Source organism: Pedobacter changchengzhani (assembly GCF_004354365.1).
GTDB lineage: Bacteria > Bacteroidota > Bacteroidia > Sphingobacteriales > Sphingobacteriaceae > Pedobacter > Pedobacter changchengzhani.
In genome coordinates, this window is the sequence record NZ_SJCY01000002.1 from 47,324 (window position 1) to 68,582 (window position 21,259).

Consider the following 21,259-nt stretch of genomic DNA (forward strand, 5'->3'; position numbering starts at 1 on the left):
ATATTTTTTTCGAAAATGCCTATGTTTTACAGCATGGGCATTTTTTTTTATGCCTTAAAAATATACCTTTGTTGCCTATCGGAGAGGTGTCAGAGTGGTCGATCGAGCACGCTTGGAAAGCGTGTGTACTGCAAGGTACCGCGGGTTCGAATCCCGCCCTCTCCGCTTTAAATAAATATTTGGAAAATTATAATGGTTTTGTCGAAATTTGTTAAACACTAAACCGCCAGAAGAAATATAGCAAAAGTTGCGAAGCTTATTTATCTATTAACAAAAAAGCATCGATTATTGAAAAATCGATGCTTTTTTATGGTATAAGTATTTAGAAAAGGTTTTCTACTCCCCTCTCTTTCGCTGATTATCTTTATTAGATGTTTGATCGCTCCGCTGTCCGCCCGCATTGCTAATTCCATTAATTTTCTTGTCTTGCCCTACATCGTGGTGCGCTCTATCTGTAGTGGTATTCCCTTGGTCGGCCGGATTATGCACTGGTGTTTTAACTTTTTTCATATCTCAATAATTTAGTTTATAAAGTATATTATTACCTAAATAACCTAGCAACTGATAAAATGTTTTGAACAAAAAAAGGATTGTCTGATTTTAGACAATCCTTTCAAAATATTTTTTTAAAGTTTTAGTTTAGAATTTTAATCCTAAACCAATTTGAAACACTTGATTTTTATATTCAGGCGTGTTACTTGTTCCGTTTTCATTATTCTTTTGGAAATCTAAAGCATAGCGTCCGTTTATTCCTACTTTGTTGTTAATGTCGTATCTAAAACCGATTACACCACCAACCAAGCTCTTTTTAAAACGGTCTGCATCGTTCTCTACATTTGTCTGCTGCGCTTGTAAAAAGTTACCATCGAATTTATTTTTTGTTGATAATAAAAACGAAACTTGCGGACCAGCAACTAAGTTTAATCCTCCGGCTAATTTAACCGTTGCCAAAAGTGGCAATTCGATAAAACTTGTAGTTTGTGTAAAATCTCCAAAACTTGATTCTAATTTATAACCCTTAGTTGAGTATAAAAGTTCTGGAGTGAACGCTAAAACATCTAAAATTTTAACATCGACAGTTACACCTGCATTAAAACCAGTTAAATATTTAGTTTTAAAATTATTGTTACCATCATTTTTAATGATGTTAGAAAAATTTGCGCCAGCTTTAATGCCAACTGTTATAGGTTTATCAGTAGATTGTGCATTTGCAACGCCTGTAACGAACAAGCCCATTGCTAAAATGAAGATTTTTTTCATAGTGATTTTAAAATGATTTAATATCCCCTAAGGAATAAATGTGCCAAAGAATTTAACACCGCAGCGTTTGCCGAGACAAAATGTGGCCTTAAAGCGTAATGCATAGCTAATTACACTTTTTAAAACGCGCTTATTTTCAAATTTAAACTGCCTACTACAATAATAAAACTGTATTAAATTTAATACACCTTTAACGATAAGTACAAAATACATTTTAATTTGAATAATGTACTCCTAAATAGATTGTTGCACGTTTATTATATATTTAACTGTTTAATTTAATTAATTTTGGGGCTATTTTTAGCTAAAAAATGAAAAAAATCTCGTTCTGTATTTTAACTATTGCCTTAAGTATTTTCTCTTTTGAGATTAAAGCGCAACAAAAAACATATTTAGAATTATTGGCCAATCAACCTCATTGGGTAGATTCGGTATTTAATAAACTAAACCGTAGAGCGCGGATTGCGCAGATGTTTTTTGTTAGGGCGCATACCAATTTGGGTAAAAAATACGCAGATTCTGTCGGCATGGTCATTAAAAAAGAACATTTAGGTGGCGTAGTTTTTTTTCAAGGTGGGCCAATGAGGCAAGCCCAACTTATAAATAACTATCAAAAACTGAGTAAAGTGCCACTGCTAATTACTGCTGATGGAGAATGGGGATTGGGCATGCGTTTAGACAGCACCGTGTCTTATCCATATCAAATGGCGCTTGGCGCAATACAGAACAAAGAATTGATTTACAAAATGGGGTTAGAAGTTGCTAAAGATTTTAAAAGAATTGGCATGCAAATGAATTTAGCTCCCGATGCAGATGTAAATAATAACCCAAAAAATCCGGTAATAAATTATAGATCTTTTGGCGAAAATAAATACAATGTTGCGTTAAAAGCAGGTGCTTATATGAAGGGAATGCAAGATGGTGGCTTGCTAACTACGCTGAAACATTTCCCTGGCCATGGTGATACTGATGTGGATTCTCATTATGATTTACCACAACTTAATTTTAGTGCAACGAGGTTGGATACGTTGGAAATGTACCCTTTTAAAGAACTGATTAAGCAGAGCGCATCGGGAATTATGATTGCACACATGAATATTCCCTCGTTAGATAATACACCAAACCTGCCCTCAACATTATCAAAACCAATTGTTACTGATATTTTAAAGAAGAAGTTAGGCTTTAAAGGTTTAATCGTTTCTGATGCAATGGATATGAAAGGCGTGGTAAAATACTTTAAGGATGGTGAAGCAGATTTAATGGCTGTAATTGCAGGCAACGACATTTTAGAACTTTCACAAAACAGTGCTCGGGGGATAAATTTAATACTAAAAGCTGTTAAAGACCATCGCATTGATATGAAAGTTATTGATGAAAGTGTACGCAAAATATTAACGGCTAAATACTGGGCAAGTGTTAACAACAAAGATACCGTAGTTACCCGAAATCTCGTTGCCGATTTAAACAGAAAAAGCAGCGCCGCACTGGTACAAGAGCTTGCAAATGCATCGGTAACGTTGTTGAGAGGCAAAGCGTTTATAAAAAACTTAATCCCGATTAGGAGGACTGCAATTATTAGTATTGGCGTGCCATCAGTTACTGTTTTCCAAAAAGAAGTGTCAAAAGGTTACTACAATTCTGTTTATTATGTGTTGGATAAAGATGCAACAGCAAATCAAATTTCTAATATTGCCAGAGAGATTAATGCTTTTGACCAAGTGATTGTTGGTATTCATGATAGCAGATCGAGACCAGCAAACGATATCCCTTTGAACGATGGATTAAAGGCTTTTATTAAAGATTTATCGACTAAAAATACTGTTTTTGCATTATTCGCAAATCCTTATAACTTAGCCATTCTACCCGGACTCGAAAAAAGCAAAGCCTTAATTGTGGGCTACCAAAAAGAAGATTTTATGCAGATTTCTGCCGCAGCGGTAATCAATAATCGTTTAATTCCGACAGGGAAATTACCTGTAAGCGTTTTGCCTAATTTTAAATATGGTGATGGAATGTAAAAACACTTTAGTGCAATTAAAAAAACATTGAAAGGTACTGTTCAGTTTTCTGCATTGGAATTATGATTTAGGCAATTGATCTTTTAAAATATAATGCCTAAATGAAAACAATTTTATCAAAAAAGTGATTATCCAATAAAGAAAATGTTATGATAGATCAAAAAAACGATAAGCATGCTAAAGATCCTAATGATGCTTTACGCAGAGAAGATAATGATGGAAACATACACGAAATTTCTGGCGACGATACCAGCATTGAGTATGATAAAGATAGGCTGGAACAAGCAGATGAAGCATCCAAACCATCCTACGAATTAAACTTAGATGATGAAGAAAAAAACAACGATTAAGTAAAATGCCAGAAAAAATAGCTGGCATTTTTTTTACTCGATTTTATAAGTACCTGGATCTACTGCCTTGAATGTCCATCCGTTTAAAAAATTGATTATTTTCTCAACATTGTGTCCAACTTTCTTTTTGCCATTGCTCCCAATTTCATCGGTTTCCAAATCGCTCGAATTTTGGATGTGTAACACCTTCCCATTCCCATCTAAAACCAAAAAAACTGGAAAGCCAAAACGCTGTGGATAGCCTAATGAGGCTAAAACATCCTCATTTTTATTTTCTTTACTATAATTCACTAGCACTGTTTCGAAATTAGCATTGATAAATTTTTTCAGCGTTGCTGTACTATCCACCAAATTGTGAAACGCAATACACCAACTGCACCAATTGCCACCAACTTGAATTAAAACATGTTTTTTTTCTTTTTTAGCTTTTGCAACCGCAGTTTTAATATCTGCCTGCGCATTGGCCGAAGGATTGTAGATATGCACGCCAACTGAATTAGTTTGCGAAAACGCAGCAACAGATATAAACAATACAGCAAATAATAACAGTAATTTTTTCATAACCAATAAAGTGTATGGTAAATTTAAATAATTGGTTTTGAATTTTAAGTTAGCAGCAAAATTATTTACAGAATAAATACATATTAACAAAACCTATATTTGTTAAATAAATGGATTATTTAGATTTACACACACACCATGCAAATGAAGAACTCGGCATTACTAGCATTGAAAGTTTATCAATAACTGATGATGAATTTCAAGGTGTATCTAAAACAAAATTAATTTCTGTAGGCTTGCACCCATGGTATGCTTCTGTGGATAAATTAGATTTACAGATGCATAATTTAAGTTTAATAGCTGCACAAAAAAACGTTAAGTTAATTGGCGAGTGTGGGTTAGATAAATTAAAAGGCGAAGCGATAGAAAACCAAGTTACCATCTTAGAAGCGCAAATAAATCTCGCAGAGAAACTCCAAAAACCATTAATTCTGCATTGTGTAAAAGCATTTGATGAACTAATAGCGATTAAACAAAGACTAGCTGTAAAAGTGCCAATGATTTTACATGGCTTTAATAAGAATGAAGAATTAGGCAGACAACTCTTAGCAAAAGGCTTTTTGCTTTCATTTGGATCATCCGTATTACAAGAAAACTTTAAAAATGCAAAGCTGATTAATGGAATGGATAACTTCTTTTTAGAAACAGATAAATCGACGAATTCAATTGAGGAGATATACCAAGTAGTTGCAGAAATTAGAAAGTGTTCTATTAATGACCTAAAAGCACGTATTTTTGCCAACTGGGAAAAGTTAATCCTCAACCCCTAAAGGGGCTTAATTGGGGCTGAATTATATATTGTTAAACTTAAAAACTCCCCTTTAGGGGTTGGGGGTAAATATGTCAAATGTTACATGGCTTTCGCGCTCTGCCTTACTTTTTGGCAACGATGGAATAGAAAAACTACAAAGCAAGCATGTTTTGGTAATTGGCCTGGGTGGCGTGGGTTCATTCGCAGCCGAATTTATTTGTCGCTCTGGCATTGGCGAAATTACCATTGTTGATGGCGATGTAGTTGACCCAACCAACCGCAACCGACAATTGCCAGCATTAGCCACAAACCACGGCGTTGGTAAAGCCGAAATTATGCAAGAACGTTTATTGGCGATAAATCCGGAATTAAAACTTCATGTCATCAATACGTTTTTAACACCCGAAAAATGCCGAGAAATCTTAGAATCGAAGTTTGATTACCTAATGGATTGCATAGATAGTGTAATGCCTAAAATGACTTTGTTATCTAAAGCTTTAGAAAAAAATATTCCTGTTGTAAGCTCGATGGGCGCTGGAGGTAAAATAGACCCTACTAAATTGCGTATTGCTTTGTTACCAGACACCTACCAATGTGTTTTTGCCAGTTACTTACGTAAACGTTTAAATAAATTAGAAAATGCAAGTAAAATTAAAGCTGTGTTTTCTATCGAAGAGATGGATAAAAACTCGATGATGTTGACTGACGGAAGTAATTTTAAACGCTCTGCTTATGGCACAACTTCTTATTTGCCTGCTGCGTTTGGCGGTGCCTGCGCATCTGTTGTAATTAGAGATTTATTAGGTTTAAAAATCGAAATGGCCGAAAGACCATTGCGTATTAGTCATAAAACGTTGGCAAAAAGGAAGCTTAAAAATAAGAAGAGCTAAATCAAATGTGTTTCGTTTTCGTTTGAATTACACTAATAACGAAAGCAATGTTTAAACAGATGAAAAATGTATATTTGTTTATGGTACACCCAAGTTTACAAAAATATATGCCCCAAATTATTGCCTTATTAAAAAAGCATAAGGTTGCGAGCGCATATTTATTTGGTTCGGCCGTCTCTCAAAGGTTCAACGACGAAAGTGATGTAGATTTTTTGGTGAATTTTCAAGATAATTTAGAGCCTCTTGAAAAAGGTGAATTATTTTGGGATTTACACGATGCGTTAAGAGATCGTTTAGGCAGAGAAATTGATATTTTATCAGAAAGTGCATTAAAAAATCCATTTTTTATCCAAGAAGTTAAAGAAACTCGTATTAAAATTTATGGATAAAATTCACTATAAATTACTTAAAGACATCAATTTGGCAATTCAAAGGATAGACTTTTTTATTGGTGAACCTAAAATGTTTCAAAATTACGCTGACAATTTAATGATGCAACAGGCCATTGAGAGAAATATAGAATTAATTGGGGAAGCTGTTAACCAACTATTAAAGCAAAAAATTGATTTAGGCATTACTGACGCTAGAAGGATTGTTGACACTAGAAATAAGATTATACATGGTTATGATGAGATTGAACCTGAAAATATTTGGAATATCATTATTAACAACATCCCAACCTTAAAGAAAGAAGTAGAGTACCTGCTAAATAAAGCGTAAATTCTTTTATCATGCCAGCTAACCTCGATGCACTTTTACGCTACCATACCATAGATTTATGTCTTCAAAATAGATTTAAGAAATGGACTTGCGAGGATTTAGCTAATGCTTGTGCAGATTATGCTGATGAAGTTGCCCCTCGTGATAGTAGAAGTATTCCTTCAAAACGCACCATTCAGCAAGATATAAAAGTGATGCGATCGGCAGATTTAGGTTATTTTGCACCAATAAAAAATGAAAGTGGCTGTTACTATTATGAGGATGAAAAATACTCTATCAAAAATGTAACGCTAAGTAAATTAGATGTAGAAAATATTAGTTTGGCTTCTAAAATTTTAGGTCAATACAAAGGGTTTGATTTTTTTAAAGATTTGCATGGTATTTTCGAAAGATTTGAAAGCCGATTACAAATCCAAATTGCAGATAAATTACAATCGAATATTGCTTTCGAAAACAGCCAAGCCATAAACGGACAAGAATTTCTGAAACCTTTGTTAAATGCTATAAACGAAAAACTTGTGGTTCAAATCACTTATCAAAAATTTGGCGATATTTCAAGTAAAATCCATCAACTTCATCCTTATTTATTAAAAGAATATCAAGATTTTTGGTACGTTTTAGGTTGGCACCCAGCAAGCAACGCAATAAAAACTTTCGCAGTTGACAGGATAGAAAATATTGAGATTAAAACTGATAAGAATTTTATTGAGAATTTGAACTTCCACAACGATACTTATTTTAAAGATACCATTGGCATAACTTTTACTGGTGACAACCCCGAAAAAATCGTTTTACATGTTGATAATGAATTTGCGCCATATTTAATTGCGAAACCACTGCATCAAAGTCAGCAATTGGTAGAAACAAAAGAAAAACACACCATTTTCAAATATTTAATTGTGGTTAATCAAGAGCTCGAAAACATTTTAATGAGCCACGCCAACCATATTTCTATTTTAACCCCAATAAATTTGCGAGAAAGCTTGAAACAAAAACTCGTTAAAGCATTAAATAATTTTTCTTAGCGCAGATACACTGCATCGTTCACTGTTACTATTGTTCTAGAAATTAAATTTAAGAATTATGGAACGAGAACATTTAGGGAACTTTAACATCGCAGGCTTTACTTATTACGAAGGTGTAATGTGTTTTCAAGATTTAAAAATTGGCGAAAAACTTTCTTTAAAACTAGAAGAAAACAATGGTTATGATAAACGAGCCGTAGCTATTTATTACAACAAGTTCAAATTGGGTTTTATACCCCGCAACGAAAATCAAATTTTTTACAAGCTTTTAAAAGTTGGGTTAAACTGTATTGATATGAGAATACAGATGGTAGATGGAACAACACATCCTGAGGCACAAATTAGAGTAGTAGCATTTTTGGTCAATGGCGATGAAAACCAATAAGGAAATTTATCAGCATCATTTAAAAAATAGTATTGCTGTATTAGGGGAAACCGTAAAGGAATTAGAAACGGTTATTATAAATTTGGCAATGAGTGGCGAACTTGCGGAGCTGAACGATCAGTTTGATGAAAATGACGATATGACTTTCAAATATGAGGACTTTAGAAAACTGAGCGATTATAATGTTAGGTTACTTTATTGTTTGTATGATTTTATTGATGATAAAAGAAAGGAAATTATGAATGTAAATGGGTTGGAGGAAGAGGAGTTAGAGAATTAAAAAATAAAATTATGTATCAAAAATTTATTTGCTATCGATTAAACCCTAATGAGCAAGAGCTTGGAGGTGAAGTTTCTCTTCACAAAAATGTTAACGGTAGAATTTTTATAAATTGTCGTTTGGATGTTAGAGATCACACCGCAATTTTAATTGATGAAGATGATGAGATTAAAGCTGTGTTGTCTCTACATCATTTTTATTTATTAAATGTTTATTAAGAATTGAAATTATGGAAGAACTTACAATTAAAATAAATAAATACTTCGAAAAAGCCGATGGTGCATCTTTTAATTTAGGAAATAATGTAAGAGAAAATATTCTTATTTATGAAGGATTCAATTATTCAAAAGAATTGAACGATATCCTTTTGCACATTTATAATTTACCTGACTTAAAAGATTTTAATTATTCGGAATGGGTATTTGAGACTGACGCAAATAAATTAGAAAAAGAAAATCTTGTAGATAAAGATTTAGATTTCTATTTGAAATATTTATTTAGTCTATTTTGTGTAGAGAAAAACACTGAAGGTGCAATAGCTTCCGCTGAGAAAAAAGGAATTTTAGAAATAATTTTCATTTCAATTATCAACCTTCTCCAAAAGAAAAACCATTATTGGGAAACCTTAAGTACGCTAGAATTGGGCAAGTTTTCAGAGTATTATGCAAAAATGGAACTACTTAAAAATGGGCTTCAAGTTTTTCAAACAGAGTTAGATGATCGTGGTATTGATTTTATCGCTAAGTCAGAAAATAAATATTTAGAAATTCAGGTTAAATCAGTTAGGTTAAAAACGACAAGTTATGTTTTTTTAACTAAGACAGAAAAATTTTTTCTTAGGGATGGATTGTTCATTTGTTTAATAATCTATTTCGAAGCTTTACAACCACATGTTTACCTGATACCCTCTCTTGATTTAGATATTAATAATGGACTATTTGTTTTTAGAACTTATGAAGGTGAAAACCTAAAGAGTAAACCAGAGTGGGGCATTAATCTTACTAAGAAACATCTTATAAAATTGGAGATTTATAGAATAGATTTAGCTTTAACAAAATTTAAACTACTAAAATGAACATCCTCTACCTACACGGCCTAGATGGCTCCTTATCCGAAGAAAAAAGAACTGCACTATCAAAATACGGTGTCGTTTTTGGCCCTCAAATAGATTATCGTTCGTCAGAAAATATATTCGATAGTTTAGTTGCGCAATTTCAAGATAAAAAAATTGATGTGGTAATTGGTAATAGCGCCGGTGGCTTGGCTGGATATTACATTTCTTTGGCTTATAATACGCCATGTTTAATCTTTAATCCGGCATTGCCATATTCAAGTATTATTCAAAATATTCCTCAAAACCTACCAAAACGAGAAAAATATTTACAGGTGGTTTTGGGTAAGAAAGATGATGTTATTAAGGCAAATGATAATTTAGTTTTCTTAGAGAAGAATTTAGATGCTGATTTTGAATATTCAACACATTTACTAAATAACGTTGGGCATCAAATTCCAATTGCAAATTTCGAAACAGAATTAGCTAGTTTTTTTGATGTGGTGGGTAGGGAGTAGATCTCGTGATTTAATTCTGCTAACTTTAAATAAATATGTAATATTTCCAAAACATGATCAAAAAATTCGACAGACGTTCAATTAGGTTGAAGGGATATGATTATTCGAAAGAAGGTTTATATTTTATAACAATATGCTGTCAGGATAGAATTTGCAGGTTCGGTAGCATAATTGATGGCGAAATGGAATTGAATAAGGCAGGAGAATTTGTAGAGTTATGTTGGTTTGCAATACCCGAGCATTTTCCAAATGTTGAATTACATGAATTCACCGTAATGCCGAATCATTTACACGGCATCATAGAAATCGTAGGGGCAAATCATCATTTGCCCGAAAATAATTTCAATGGTTTTCAAAATCAAACGGAAGAAAATTCGAATATTGAGGAGAGAGATGTTACAAATATCGAAGCAAAAGATATGCAAAATATCGAAGCAAAAGATGTTTCGCAAAAGGGGGCGAAAGATGTTTCGCAAAAGGGGGCGAAAGATGTTTCGCAAAAGGGGGCGAAAGATGTTTCGCAAAAGGGGGCGAAAGATGTTTCGCCCGTACGTGGCACGTCGAAAACAATTGGTTCAATTGTGCGTGGTTTTAAAATTGGCGTTACCAAACTAGTCAGCAAAAATTTGGGGATCAAAAATTTATGGCAACGTAATTATTATGAAAACATTATTCGAGATGAAAAGGCATATCAAAATATCTCGCAATATATTCAAAACAATGCGTTAAATTGGGGCAAGGATAAATTCCACTCTTAACATCAATGATAACCGCATCTAAATACTAAATCATGCTCAAACCTGTAAAAATTCTTCAAGCTTCTGCTGGCTCTGGTAAAACTTTTAGTTTAACGGCACACTACCTCACTTTGCTTTTTAGTGGCGATAATAAATACCGCGAAATTTTAGCGGTAACCTTTACCAACAAAGCAACCGAAGAGATGAAAACCCGAATTTTACAGGTTTTGCTCGGCTTTGCCACAGGCGATGAATCTAAAAAAATCGATGACTATCGGATGTTGGTGTTAAAATCACATCCGCAATTAGATGCTGAAAGCCTGAAACAAAAAGCAGATATAATTTACCGTAAGATATTGCACGATTACAGTCGGTTTTCGGTGAGTACAATTGATGGTTTTGTGCAAAAAGTAATTAGAGGCTTTGCTTTTGAGTTGGGTTTGGATAGTGGTTATAGCCTAGAAATGAATCATGATAAGGTAAAACAAGAATTAACTACAAAGCTTGAGAAACTCCTCGATGAGAAAGAAAATTTATTGCAATGGGTTGTGGAGTTGGCTTTGGATAGGATTAGCAATAATTTATCGTGGAATTACAACAACGAACTTTTAAAACTAGTGGGCGAGGTTTTTAAAGATCAATTTAAAGATTTTGAAATCGCTATTGCGAGTTTCGGGACTGAAAATACAGATGCAGTTTTTAAAAAATATATCGACTTTTCTAAAAATTTGATTAAAAAATTTGAAACCGAGTTGAAAGAATTAGCAGAAACCGCTTTCGAAATTATTGAAGTGAGTGGCTTTAGTGCCGACGATTTTAAAGGTAAAAGTCGGTCTCCCCTATTAAAATTTAAAAACATTGTAAATGGCGATTTCAAATATGTAGATACGGTTTTAAAATTAGTTGATGATGAAGAGAATTGGTTCCCGAAAGGAAAAGTAAACGAACTATTTAACGATGTTAATCCTATTTTATTGAGCATCGCCAAACTTTATACCAATGGTATTGGCGAATATATCTTAGCCAAAGCCTTTATTAAAAACGGTTATTTTTTACGTTTGATGCAAGAAATTGCTGTTTTATTAACCGAATATAGAGAGGAAAACGAAACACTTTTAATCAGTGATGCGCAAAAATTACTTAATGGCATTGCAGAAGATGCAGGAGAAAACCCATCTTTCATTTGGGAAAAAATGGGTAATAAATACCGAAACTTCTTGTTTGATGAATTTCAAGATACTTCAGCCAACCAATGGGATAGTTTTAAAGCCCTTGTTGGCAATGCCATTGCCACGCATAACGGCAAATTACACGATCATTTAATTGTTGGCGATGCCAAACAATCTATTTACCGTTGGCGAGATGGTGATTATAAATTACTCCACCAAAAAGCAAAAGCCGAATTAAAAGAAGATAATGTTATCGATGATCAATTATTAGAAAATTACCGAAGCACGGAAGAAATCATCAATTTTAACAACCAATTATATCAAAAATTGGCTGTGCAATTACAAGAAAAAATTAATGACCAAATACCTGCCGATGATGAAGGTTTAAACAATTTTTGGAATGATACGAAAAACCAATACGGCGATATCATTAATAAAATTTACGAAGGCGTAAGTCAGAACACGCACCCAAATACAGTAAAAGGTGGCATTATAAAAATTAAAAAAATTGAGTTTGACAAACCAATGCCCAAAATTGATGGAATTGTACAAACCAATTTAACGGATAGCGAACCTGAAAATAAAAAAGAAGCTTCGTTATTAGAAATGCTTCAAGAGGTTAAACTTTTACTCAAGGAAAAAGGCTATCAACAACGTGAAATTGGCGTTTTGGTGAGGTCAAATGCTGAGGCATCAGAAGTGGTAAATGCTTTAATGGCGGGCGGTTTGGATGTTATATCAGGCGAAGCCTTAAAAATTGCGAGCAGTACGGCAATTAAATTGATTGTAAATGTGCTAAAATTGCTAATTGTTAGTCCGGCAAATTCTGCTTTATATAAGGCAAATTGCATTGCTTTATATGCTCAACTACATGAGAAAGAGCTCAATGGCGATAACTACTTCGCTTTGAAAGATACGCCTATCGAAAATTTACATACTGTTTTACCGTTAGATTTTTGCATCCATCACAAAGGTTGGATGGCTTTACCAGTTTCAGAATTAATAGAAAAAATAATTACTGCTTTTGGTTTAGATATTTATGAAAAAAACAATATCAATCCGTTTTTACCCTATCTATTGGCTTTTAGAGATTTAACCAATAAATCATCCCGACAGGGCGAAAAAGGAATTTCTGCGTTTTTAAAATGGTGGGAAGAAGAAGGGCATAACAAGAATTTGCCATCGCCAGAAACCGCGAATGCGATACAGGTTATGACGATTCATAAATCGAAAGGTTTAGCTTTTAGGGCAGTTTTTATTCCATTTTGCGATTGGGCTTTGGGTGGAAAATCTAACAACGCTTTTTGGGTGCCGATGGAGGGAACGCCTTATGCCGATTTACAAAGCATTCCATTACAATTTACCAGTCAGTTGAAAGGTTCTAGTGTAACTAAATATTATTTGGAAGAGCTTTTGATGAATTACATGGATGCATTGAATAGCTTGTATGTAGCCACTACAAGAGCGAAAGATTACATTTATATTTCGTTTGCTGGCAAGAAAAAACCTTCACTTACTCATGTTGGCGATGCGGTTTTTAATGCATATTCAGAAGATTTTGAAAACGCGGATGAAGTTGTAATCGGCCAGTTCTCTGCTAAAAGCGATGGGATAGACAGTTATGATGGATTAAATTTACTTTCTTATCCAACCACAAACCGATTAGAAGAAGTTTACGAAGAAACTGAAAACCGACCACAAAAATATATCGATAACATTACTAAATCTGGCATAAAAGGGAGCAACTTACATTTAATTTTAGCGGAGATTAATAACATTGAGGAAATTGAAAATGAAGTTGACAAACTGATTTTGGAAGGCTTAATAAGTGAGGATGAAAAAGCAGATTACATCAAACAAGTATCGGAAGTTTTAGCGCACCCAGAATTGAATGCGTTGTTAAGTCAAAATGCAAATCAACTTAACGAACGATCAATTATCGGCACTGATGGAAAAATGTATCGCCCGGATAAATTGGTGGTAAATGGCAAACAGGTTTCTATTATCGATTATAAGTTTACCGCAGAAGAGAGCCAGAGCCATGTGGCACAAATTACCAATTACAAAAATTTAATTGAGGCAATGGGTTATGAGCATGTTAAACCTTATTTGTTTTATGCAAGTTTGGGGAAATTGAAGGTAGTTTAAAGTACACTCGTCACTGCGAGGCACGAAGCAGTCTTTTTTTGAAATAGTTAAACTCGATGGAAAGAGGTGTGTAGCTTATAGATTAACAAACAATTATTAACGAAAAAGATTGCTTCGCTTCACTGCGTTGCGCTCGCAAAGACGAAAACCACAACGTCACTGCGAGGTACGAAGCAGTCTCATTTTTTAAAATGTAAATTTATGGAAAGAGGTGGTGTTGTTTATATAGTAACAAATAAGCTAAATAAAGTTTTATACACTGGCGTAACTTCAGATATTGCCTATAGAATTTGGCAACATAAAAACAAAGTTTATCCTACGGGATTTACTTCAAAATATAACTGTGATAAATTAGTCTATTATTTTTTTTATCCAACAATAGAAGATGCTATTGGCGAGATAAACGAATTAAGGGAGGTAATAGACTTGCAAAAATTAAGTTAATAGAAAGCATTGACCCCGAGTGGAGAGATTTGTATAATGAAGTTAATTTATAATGGAAAAAAGATTGCTTCGCTTCACTGCGTTGCGCTCGCAAAGACGAATAGACCTAATAAAATCAATTTTAAAAGAGGTTAAAACTGTAATATATGTACTTAGAAATAAATTCTTCTACAGAAGAAACGATAATCGATAGCTTTAGGCAACTTGCCATTAAGCTATTTAACGATTATAAACTAATAGTAAATGATTATCATTATCGCCTATTAGATTTAGAGTTTTATTATTATGCAAAAGATAAATTTGAAGATATATACGCTCACAAGCACAGTCACCAATTGCAAAATGGCAAATGGTATTCTCATGGTTCTGGAATGGACATTACATTTGGAGATGGTAAAAACTATGGTGGCATTTTGGTACGAGCAATGGCAGAAATTACCAAGGATGCATCAAAAGATGAGTATTTCATAAATACGGAAAATCAATTTCATGGTCCACTAAAAGTAAAGACTGAGATTTTTTCGAAATTAAATGGAGCTTTTGATAGTACACCAAATAATTTTTTTCTTGCGAATATAAGCAGAGATAGGCATGGAGCGCTAATGCCAGAAGCAAATCATGTCATTGAGGCAAATCGAATTCATTTAAATGAAGTTAAGGATACATCCCTTGATTCAAAATTCCACCAGGGTAAATTTAGATTTGTAATTTTTCCTCACTTAAAATTAGCGGAAAAAACTCAAATTGCGGAAGATATGCAAAGGCAATTTCCACATTTGACTACAGCCGATATTAACAAACTTTTCGGTTCAAAATTTTTGTAATTATGATTACTGATAGCCAAACAAATTTTATTTATTTAGCAGATACATTAAAATTAAAGTATCCCAAATTTTCTAATGACTTTCAAAAAATATTGAAACAAGCAGGGGTAGATTTCAGTTTTTTACCTAATACCAAAGATGTGTGGGCTGTTGATTACATGCCTATTCAAATTAACGAAAATGAATTTGTACAATTTCAGTATCATCCAGATTATTTAATAGATACAATTAAATGGAAAAAAACAATTTCAGATACAGATTTAATTTGTGAAAAAATTGGTTTAAAAACGAAAAAATCAGAGATTATATTGGATGGAGGGAACGTTATTAAAAGCGATAACAAAGTCATCATGTGCGATAAAATTTTCTTAGAAAATTCAGAAATAGAATTCAAAGAATTGGTCAAACAATTAGAAACTCTATTCCAAGTTGACAAAATTACTTTCATTCCCACTCATCCGTTAGATAAAATTGGTCATGCAGACGGTATTCTTAGATTTTATGATGAACAAACAGTATTACTAAATCAATTTTCTAATGACGATAAGAAATTTGAAATTGCATGTAAAGCTTCGTTAAAAAACGCTGGGATAGATTTTATTGAAATTCCGTATAATCCATATCAAAATACGAAAAATATTGACGCAACTGGTATTTACATAAATTATTTGGAGGTTGGGAATACCATAATCCTACCTGTTTTCGGTATATCCGAAGATGATGAAGCGGTAAAGAAATTTGAAGTCTTATTTCCCAACCACAATATTCTAACATTAAAAAGTTGTGACTTAGCGAAAGATGGAGGTGTTTTAAACTGCATAACCTGGAACGTGTATAATAATCTTGCTTCGCTAGGAAAACGACACAACACATAACTAACTGATAATCAACTGGTTTTTGCTTCACTAGAAAAACGACATTTAACATCTCAACACTCATAACTCAACACTCATATCTACAAAAAATGAACCCATTTTTAAAAGAAGTTGCCGAAGATTTAGTTGCCAAGTTTGAACAAAACTTACAAGATTGTGCTATTGTTTTTAACAATAAACGACCTGCAGCTTATCTACAAAAACATTTGGCAGATATTTATCAGAAACCTTTTTGGAGTCCTGAAATTTTCACCATTCAAGAGTTTTTTGCCAAAGCAACCCATTTAAAAATTGCCGATCATTACACGCAGTTTTTTACTTTATACGATTGTTATATCGATTTACTAAAAAAAGAAGGCGTAGAAAAATTACCCTCAATTGCTAAATTTCATAATATTGCCCGCATTATTTTGGGCGATTTCAGTCAGATAGATAATGATTTGGTTGATGCCGATCAATTATTCACCGAGCTTGAAGATATTGCCGTAATTAACCAACAATTTGATTTTTTAACACCGGAACAGAAAGAATTCCTATCTCAGTTTTGGCAATCCTATTCAGAAGGGAAATACAAAAAGCAACAAGAACTTTTTATTAAAATGTGGAAACGGATGCCGGTTTTGTATCATTCTTTTCACGAGAAATTAAAAAAAGAAGGTTTTACAACACTTTCCAGGCTATATAAAAACATCGCTGATGGAAAAAACGATGTAGATTTTACTTCAAAATACGGTGGTAATAAGTTGGCTTTTGTAGGTTTTAACGCGTTAAGCAAAGCAGAAGCTAAAGCTTTTAAACGTTGGCAAGATGAAGGAAAAGCAATTTTCTATTTCGATACCGACAGCTATTACTTGGAGGATGAAATGCAGGAAGCCGGCTTGTTTCTTCGCAGAAATTTGAAAATGGGCTTAGTAAATCAATCGAAGAATGAACAGAGCAATTTTAAATCGGAAAAACGAGATGTAAATGTGTACAAAGTACAAGGGCAAACCGCACAAGCAAAAATTGTAAACGAGCTTTTATCCGCAGAAAAAGAACTTATAGAAAATGGAAAAACAGTTGCATCAACAGCAATTATTTTGGCAGATGAAAGTTTGTTAATTCCTACAATGCAAACCATTCCATCATCTGTTGGCAACAAAAAAATAGATGTAAACATTACTATGGGTTTTGGCTTAATTAATTCTTCGTTATACGGATTGGCCGATTTATGGTTGACTGTGCAATCTGAAGTTAATGCTAAAAAAACCATTCAATATTCAAAAGCAGAGGCTTTTCTGTCGCACCCATTAACCGGGATGAGCGACAAGATGCGCCCGAAAATTTTAGATGCATTAATAAAAGAGCAATTAGTCGAAATTCCTTATCAAAGGCTTTCCCGACAAGGCGGATTATTTACTTCATTTTTTGAACCCATAAATTCATCAGCCGATGCTGTAAAAACATTGATTATAGTTTTAGATTATGTTTTGCAACGAGAGTTGGCATCAAAAAAATTGAAGAAAATTGATGCTGAATTATTTGGCAGAACACTACAAGAACTTAATCGCCTACAAGATACGCTACAACACCACATCGAAAAATACAATGCCGATATCGAACTCAGTTTTGTACTTTCTATAATTCAGAAATCTCTTTCAACAGTCGCTGTGCCGTTAGAAGGCGATCCATTAAATGGTATACAAATTATGGGCTTGCTAGAAAGTAGAAATTTAAATTTCGACAGAGTAATTATTTTGGGCTTAAACGAAGGTGTTGTTCCACAGGCATCTACCGCAACTACTTTTATTCCAGATAGTTTGCGCCGAGCTTACGGAATGCCAGTTTTAGAGAACCAAGATGCAATTTCTGCCTACATGTTTTATAGGCTTATCCAAAGGGCAAAAAACGTCGATTTTGTTTATAACAGCTTAACAGATGAAAGCAATAGTGGCGAACCCTCGCGTTTTATTAAGCAGTTGGAGTACGAAAGTGGGTTTAATTTTCACCATAAAGAATTGCAATTGGCTATTAAAACCGAGCTAAAAAGAGAAGAAGTTGTGGTAAAATCGCCAAAAGTACAAGCGGTATTAAATAGATACCTTACCGGACAAAAATACCTATCTGCATCTGCTTTAACTACTTATATATCCAACCCGATCGATTTTTTTTACAAATATATTGCTGGTATTGAAGAGCCAAAAGAGGTTGAGGAAACGGTTGAAGCTTATAAAGTCGGACTAATTTTACATGACGTGATGGAGCAGTTTTATGCGCAGTTAAAAGCCACAAACGCTGAGATTACATCAGATCGAATTAAGGAAAAAAGAACCGATATTCCTAAATTAATTATGCAGGGTTTTGCACAGGTGCTTTATGATAATAGAAACGCTACTGTACATTTAAATGGCATGCAAAAGGTAATTTACGCCATCGTTTTAGAGTATGTAAACATCATTTTAAAGCAAGATATTGATGATGCTCCTTTTACCCTAATTGGTTTAGAGCAGAAAGGAAGTATTGGCTTTAACTTTGAAGCCAATGGCTCGCCTCAACAAATTAAATTATTCGGCATTATTGATCGGGTTGATTTAAAAAATGGAATTTACAGGATTGTAGATTATAAATCAGGTGGCGATAAACTCAAATATTCTACAATTGAAGAGTGCTTCGATACCGATTGCAACAATATTAACAAAGCCCTTATACAAACTCTTTTTTATACACATGTTTACGAGCAAATATCTAAAAATGAGCAAGTAGAACCCAATCTTTACATTGTTAAAACCATGAGCAAGGATGGCATAAATTTCAATGGTAAAGGTGGTTTGCTTAAGGGAGATTTCTTGGCAAACGAGAAACAGATTTTCTTAAATGCTTTGCGAAACAAACTAAAAGAGCTTTTCGATTATGATATCCCTTTTAGAGCGAGCCAAGTGCCAGGGAATTATGTTTATAGCATTTATACAACATTGTTTGGGCGGTAATTAAATAGGGGAAATTAAAATTTTAACAAGCTGAACGTTTTTCAACATTAAATTTAGCTTATTAAACTAAATCCATTAAATTTGAATAATGTATAAATTAGACAGAACAGCCTTTAAAGCCCAAACTGCTGATCAAGCAAGCAAGGCTGATTCGCTGTACTACAAAAGTTTAACTTGGCAAGAACGCCTAAAAATTGCCAATTACTTAAACAGCATTGCGTACAATTACCCTGAGAATACTCCTCCCAAAATGGACAAAACAGTATACTCTGTAAGAAGTAGGAAATAATGGGGAATATTTTTAATGATGATTTCAGAGAATTTATTCAAGCATTAAACGATAATGATGTTAAATATATTCTAATTGGCGGTTATTCAGTGATCCTACACGGGTATTCTCGTACAACAGGCGATATGGATATTTGGGTTGAAAGGTCTGAACAAAACTACAAAAAAATATTTTCCGCCTTTTATCAATTTGGAATGCCTGTATTTGACATGACTAAAGACAATTTCTTAAATCATCCAGAGTGGGAAGTGTTTAGTTTCGGGCGACCTCCAACATCGATCGACGTTATGATCATCGCTAAGGGGCTAAATTTTGAAGAGTGTTATTCAAAATCAATCTTTTTCGAAGAAGATGGTTTAAAAATTAGAACAATAAATTATCCAGATTTAATAAAAGCAAAAAAAGCTTCGGCCAGAGCTAAAGACTTAAACGATTTAGAAAACCTTTAAACTGGTGTAAATCCAAACCTAACAAAACACACTCAATAATATTATGGTAACAAAACCTACCGCAAAAAACTAAAAAACCCACCAAACGGCTCCGAATATTAAAATCATTTAATCCTAATTATTACAAAACACAAGCATTATTGCCTTTGGTTTAAAAGCGATTAATAATTATATTTGCCACCGTTATTAAAATTTACGATGAGAGAAATCCAATTTAGAGAAGCACTACGCGAAGCAATGCAAGAAGAAATGCGCAAAGATGACCGCATTTTTTTATTAGGTGAAGAAGTAGCAGAATATAATGGTGCCTACAAAGTTAGTCAAGGCATGCTTGATGAATTTGGTGCTAAACGTATTATTGATACCCCAATTGCCGAATTAGGTTTCGCAGGCATTGCAACTGGAGCAGCAACAGCTGGTTTGATTCCAATTGTAGAATTTATGACTTTCAACTTCTCGTTGGTTGCCATTGATCAAATCATTAACGGCGCTGCAAAAATTTTATCAATGAGCGGTGGCCAGTTTTCTTGCCCAATGGTTTTTCGTGGCCCAACAGGTAACGCAGGCCAATTAGGCGCACAGCACTCACAAAATTTCGAAAACTGGTTTGCAAATACACCAGGTTTAAAAGTAGTAATTCCATCAACCCCATACGAAGCAAAAGGCTTATTAAAACAAGCCATTATCGATCCAGATCCAGTTATTTTTATGGAATCGGAAGTAATGTACGGTGATAAAGGTGATGTTCCTGCCGAAGAATATTATATCGAATTTGGCAAAGCAAACGTAACCAAACAAGGTACCGATGTAACCATTGTAACTTTCGGTAAAATGTTAACTCGTGTGGTTAATCCAGCAGTAGAAGAATTAACTAAAGAAGGAATCAACGTAGAGGTGATCGATTTACGTACCGTTCGCCCTATCGATTACTCAACGATTATCGAATCGGTTAAAAAAACCAATCGCTTAGTTGTAGTAGAAGAAGCTTGGCCATTGGCGTCAATTTCAGGCGAAATTGCTTACAACGTGCAAAGAAACGCGTTCGATTACTTAGATGCACCAGTGGTACGTATTACTTGTGCCGATGTTCCGCTTCCATATTCTCCAACTTTAATTGCTGCAAGCTTACCAAATGCAGAGCGTGTAATTAAAGCCGTTAAAGAAGTAATGTACACTAAAAAATAAAATATTCTTGTCATCCAAAGCCTAGCGAAGGATCTCATTTATAAAAAATCAAATCCTCCAAAGCAATTTGGAGGATTTTTTTTATGCATTACATTTACCACCTTAGGCACCTAAGCTTAGGTGGTAAAATATTTGAAAATCAATACCCGTAGTCCTTCGGTTCCGTCAGTCCCGCCATTCATTTCAATCTTTTAACACTAAATCCCCAACGGGGATTTAGCGTTAAAAGTATTTCCATTTCTGTCGGGTTTATTTAACAAAGGTTGTGCTAAAAATTGCGTGCAGCTCCTAACCAATAGCCTAAGAACCGAGCGATAAATCTTAACTTGTATCTGCTAGTCTGGCTTTTGTAATACTTCAACAT

The 21,259-nt window shown here is 33.9% G+C and carries 24 protein-coding genes and 1 tRNA gene; 22 read left to right on the forward strand and 3 right to left on the reverse strand.

The window, feature by feature from the left end; translation table 11 throughout:
- Nucleotides 1-80: 80 nt before the first annotated feature.
- Nucleotides 81-165 (forward strand) — tRNA-Ser (locus EZJ43_RS03000).
- Between the two features lie 171 nt (nucleotides 166-336).
- Here EZJ43_RS03000 and EZJ43_RS17025 read toward each other — a convergent pair.
- Both EZJ43_RS17025 and EZJ43_RS03005 read right to left on the reverse strand, forming a co-directional pair.
- Nucleotides 337-510, reverse strand: a complete 174-nt coding sequence (locus EZJ43_RS17025; RefSeq protein ID WP_165953077.1) for a hypothetical protein — start codon at nucleotides 508-510, stop codon at nucleotides 337-339.
- Nucleotides 511-639: 129 nt separating this feature from the next.
- Entirely contained in the window at nucleotides 640-1,260 is a 621-nt protein-coding gene (locus EZJ43_RS03005; RefSeq protein WP_133261196.1) for a porin family protein, read from the reverse strand.
- Between the two features lie 311 nt (nucleotides 1,261-1,571).
- On the opposite strand from EZJ43_RS03005, the gene EZJ43_RS03010 reads away from it, so the two are divergent.
- Together EZJ43_RS03010 and EZJ43_RS03015 are read left to right on the forward strand one after the other, a co-directional pair.
- Nucleotides 1,572-3,278, forward strand: a complete 1,707-nt coding sequence (locus EZJ43_RS03010; RefSeq protein WP_133261197.1) for a glycoside hydrolase family 3 protein — start codon at nucleotides 1,572-1,574, stop codon at nucleotides 3,276-3,278.
- A 149-nt stretch (nucleotides 3,279-3,427) separates the two neighbouring features.
- Nucleotides 3,428-3,628 (forward strand): hypothetical protein, encoded by a 201-nt coding sequence (locus EZJ43_RS03015; RefSeq protein WP_133261198.1) that lies wholly within the window; start codon nucleotides 3,428-3,430, stop codon nucleotides 3,626-3,628.
- A gap of 33 nt (nucleotides 3,629-3,661) precedes the next feature.
- On the opposite strand, the gene EZJ43_RS03020 is transcribed toward EZJ43_RS03015, so the two are convergent.
- Nucleotides 3,662-4,189: a thioredoxin family protein gene (locus EZJ43_RS03020; protein WP_133261199.1), complete on the reverse strand. Its 528-nt coding sequence runs from the start codon at nucleotides 4,187-4,189 to the stop codon at nucleotides 3,662-3,664.
- A 110-nt stretch (nucleotides 4,190-4,299) separates the two neighbouring features.
- Here EZJ43_RS03020 and EZJ43_RS03025 point away from each other — a divergent pair, with 110 nt between their 5' ends.
- The 19 genes from EZJ43_RS03025 to EZJ43_RS03115 all read left to right on the forward strand — a co-directional run bounded on the left by EZJ43_RS03025 (nucleotide 4,300) and on the right by EZJ43_RS03115 (nucleotide 20,895).
- Nucleotides 4,300-4,959, forward strand: a complete 660-nt coding sequence (locus EZJ43_RS03025; RefSeq protein ID WP_133261200.1) for a TatD family hydrolase — start codon at nucleotides 4,300-4,302, stop codon at nucleotides 4,957-4,959.
- 70 nt (nucleotides 4,960-5,029) lie between these two features.
- Nucleotides 5,030-5,830 (forward strand): tRNA threonylcarbamoyladenosine dehydratase, encoded by an 801-nt coding sequence (locus EZJ43_RS03030; RefSeq protein WP_133261201.1) that lies wholly within the window; start codon nucleotides 5,030-5,032, stop codon nucleotides 5,828-5,830.
- Nucleotides 5,831-5,889: 59 nt separating this feature from the next.
- Nucleotides 5,890-6,219, forward strand: a complete 330-nt coding sequence (locus EZJ43_RS03035) for a nucleotidyltransferase family protein (protein ID WP_165953078.1) — start codon at nucleotides 5,890-5,892, stop codon at nucleotides 6,217-6,219.
- A complete protein-coding gene (locus tag EZJ43_RS03040) occupies nucleotides 6,212-6,550 on the forward strand; it encodes a HepT-like ribonuclease domain-containing protein (RefSeq protein WP_133261203.1) in 339 nt (112 codons plus the stop codon). Before EZJ43_RS03035 ends, EZJ43_RS03040 begins: the two co-directional genes overlap by 8 nt.
- Before the next feature lie 11 nt (nucleotides 6,551-6,561).
- Entirely contained in the window at nucleotides 6,562-7,575 is a 1,014-nt protein-coding gene (locus tag EZJ43_RS03045; RefSeq protein WP_133261204.1) for a helix-turn-helix transcriptional regulator, read from the forward strand.
- 58 nt (nucleotides 7,576-7,633) lie between these two features.
- Complete coding sequence (locus tag EZJ43_RS03050) at nucleotides 7,634-7,960, forward strand: HIRAN domain-containing protein (protein ID WP_133261205.1); 327 nt, start codon at nucleotides 7,634-7,636, stop codon at nucleotides 7,958-7,960.
- Nucleotides 7,947-8,240: a hypothetical protein gene (locus tag EZJ43_RS03055; RefSeq protein WP_133261206.1), complete on the forward strand. Its 294-nt coding sequence runs from the start codon at nucleotides 7,947-7,949 to the stop codon at nucleotides 8,238-8,240. The genes EZJ43_RS03050 and EZJ43_RS03055 overlap by 14 nt, the downstream gene beginning before the upstream one ends.
- An 11-nt stretch (nucleotides 8,241-8,251) precedes the next feature.
- Nucleotides 8,252-8,458 (forward strand): hypothetical protein, encoded by a 207-nt coding sequence (locus EZJ43_RS03060; protein ID WP_133261207.1) that lies wholly within the window; start codon nucleotides 8,252-8,254, stop codon nucleotides 8,456-8,458.
- A gap of 11 nt (nucleotides 8,459-8,469) precedes the next feature.
- Entirely contained in the window at nucleotides 8,470-9,315 is an 846-nt protein-coding gene (locus EZJ43_RS17315; RefSeq protein ID WP_207924557.1) for a DUF6508 domain-containing protein, read from the forward strand.
- A complete protein-coding gene (locus EZJ43_RS03070; protein WP_133261208.1) occupies nucleotides 9,312-9,809 on the forward strand; it encodes a YqiA/YcfP family alpha/beta fold hydrolase in 498 nt (165 codons plus the stop codon). The genes EZJ43_RS17315 and EZJ43_RS03070 overlap by 4 nt, the downstream gene beginning before the upstream one ends.
- A 53-nt stretch (nucleotides 9,810-9,862) precedes the next feature.
- Nucleotides 9,863-10,567 carry a transposase gene (locus EZJ43_RS03075; RefSeq protein ID WP_133261209.1) on the forward strand — a complete coding sequence of 235 codons (705 nt, stop codon included), beginning with the start codon at nucleotides 9,863-9,865 and terminating at the stop codon, nucleotides 10,565-10,567.
- A 32-nt stretch (nucleotides 10,568-10,599) separates the two neighbouring features.
- Nucleotides 10,600-13,863 (forward strand): UvrD-helicase domain-containing protein, encoded by a 3,264-nt coding sequence (locus tag EZJ43_RS03080; RefSeq protein WP_133261210.1) that lies wholly within the window; start codon nucleotides 10,600-10,602, stop codon nucleotides 13,861-13,863.
- A gap of 201 nt (nucleotides 13,864-14,064) precedes the next feature.
- Nucleotides 14,065-14,307, forward strand: coding sequence for a GIY-YIG nuclease family protein (locus tag EZJ43_RS03085; RefSeq protein WP_207924558.1), 243 nt, complete (start codon nucleotides 14,065-14,067; stop codon nucleotides 14,305-14,307).
- Between the two features lie 146 nt (nucleotides 14,308-14,453).
- Nucleotides 14,454-15,131 carry a hypothetical protein gene (locus EZJ43_RS03090; protein WP_133261211.1) on the forward strand — a complete coding sequence of 226 codons (678 nt, stop codon included), beginning with the start codon at nucleotides 14,454-14,456 and terminating at the stop codon, nucleotides 15,129-15,131.
- A 2-nt stretch (nucleotides 15,132-15,133) separates the two neighbouring features.
- Nucleotides 15,134-16,006, forward strand: a complete 873-nt coding sequence (locus tag EZJ43_RS03095; protein WP_133261212.1) for an agmatine deiminase family protein — start codon at nucleotides 15,134-15,136, stop codon at nucleotides 16,004-16,006.
- Between the two features lie 89 nt (nucleotides 16,007-16,095).
- Nucleotides 16,096-18,972, forward strand: a complete 2,877-nt coding sequence (locus EZJ43_RS03100; protein WP_133261213.1) for a PD-(D/E)XK nuclease family protein — start codon at nucleotides 16,096-16,098, stop codon at nucleotides 18,970-18,972.
- A gap of 88 nt (nucleotides 18,973-19,060) precedes the next feature.
- A complete protein-coding gene (locus EZJ43_RS03105; RefSeq protein ID WP_133261214.1) occupies nucleotides 19,061-19,261 on the forward strand; it encodes a hypothetical protein in 201 nt (66 codons plus the stop codon).
- Nucleotides 19,261-19,710, forward strand: a complete 450-nt coding sequence (locus tag EZJ43_RS03110; protein WP_133261215.1) for a DUF6036 family nucleotidyltransferase — start codon at nucleotides 19,261-19,263, stop codon at nucleotides 19,708-19,710. Before EZJ43_RS03105 ends, EZJ43_RS03110 begins: the two co-directional genes overlap by 1 nt.
- 198 nt (nucleotides 19,711-19,908) lie before the next feature.
- Nucleotides 19,909-20,895, forward strand: coding sequence for a pyruvate dehydrogenase complex E1 component subunit beta (locus tag EZJ43_RS03115; RefSeq protein WP_133261216.1), 987 nt, complete (start codon nucleotides 19,909-19,911; stop codon nucleotides 20,893-20,895).
- The last annotated feature ends 364 nt before the right edge of the window (nucleotides 20,896-21,259 follow it).